Here is a 922-nt window from a genome sequence, read left to right as displayed (position 1 = left end):
GAGAGTGGATAAAGCTTTGTACTCTGGCTGCAAGTCCTGACGCCTGGCCAGAGATTGCCAGTGATCCCAGCAACGCTGAAAAACGGTTTCGGCTTGAGTTAGAGGAGTGGTCATCGACAACAAAAATGGCCTAACCCCCACTCTAGAAGGAATTGATCCCCATAGCCAGGCTGGTATTCCCCCCCAGCGTGGGGAAGTCCGCCGGGATCCGAAGCTCACAGAATGGGGCATGATCACCTTGGGGCGTTGGCGCTCCCGAGTCTAGAATCTCATCGACTGTTGCTATGCTGTACCGCCTCCCCAACTCGCTCCGCTGGCTCCGTCTTGGCGGATCCCATCGCTCCAAACAAGAGCGTCAAATTGTGCGCAGCCTGCTGGCCTTTGCAGGTGCCCTCCTGATCGTGGATATCGTGCTCCTGAGCGCCCTTTACTAGTCCGATGGTATTTCCAGCTCCCCATTTCTACGCTTGTCGAGAAAAAGCGCTATCATGGAGATCCATTGGTCAAGCTCCGTTGATGGCTCTGTAACTCCTACGAGGCAGGTCGGATGGATTGGGTAGAAAAAGTTCTCGAAAAGCTCCGCGAATGGGTGGAACGTGTAATTGATACCCTTCTGGGAAGTCCTGAGCCCCAACCTGCCCCCATTCCCGTAGAAAATGGATCCCATCGTCGTCGCTAATCCGACTGCCATCGCTTCCGGTGGCGAGCTCCTCAGCCTTCTGGTTCTGCACGGTCCCAACCTCAACTTGCTAGGGGTGCGAGAAGTAGGCATCTACGGCGCGGTGTCCTTAGAGCAGATCGATCGGGCGCTCCACCAGCAGGCAGAAGTTCTTGGGGCAAAGCTGGAGATCCTGCAGTCTAACCATGAGGGAGTGTTGGTTGATGCCGTCCACCGCGCCCGCCCAGTCTCATATACACATCT

General features: G+C 55.9%; 2 protein-coding genes. Both read left to right on the top strand.

Translation table 11 applies throughout. From position 1 onward, the window contains the following. The first annotated feature begins 284 nt into the window (after positions 1 to 284). On the top strand, positions 285 to 434 hold the full coding sequence (locus NW858_RS06590; RefSeq protein ID WP_414366108.1) for a hypothetical protein: 150 nt from the start codon (positions 285 to 287) through the stop codon (positions 432 to 434). A 222-nt stretch (positions 435 to 656) separates the two neighbouring features. Continuing rightward, on the top strand, positions 657 to 922 hold a 266-nt coding region (locus NW858_RS06585), incomplete at its 3' end, for a type II 3-dehydroquinate dehydratase (protein ID WP_414520154.1).

The sequence above is a fragment of the Synechococcus sp. H55.10 genome (assembly GCF_047502715.1).
In the GTDB taxonomy this organism is placed as follows: Bacteria; Cyanobacteriota; Cyanobacteriia; order Thermostichales; family Thermostichaceae; genus Thermostichus.
Note: the sequence above shows the minus strand (reverse complement) of the source record. Positions and strands in the feature narration are given on the sequence as shown.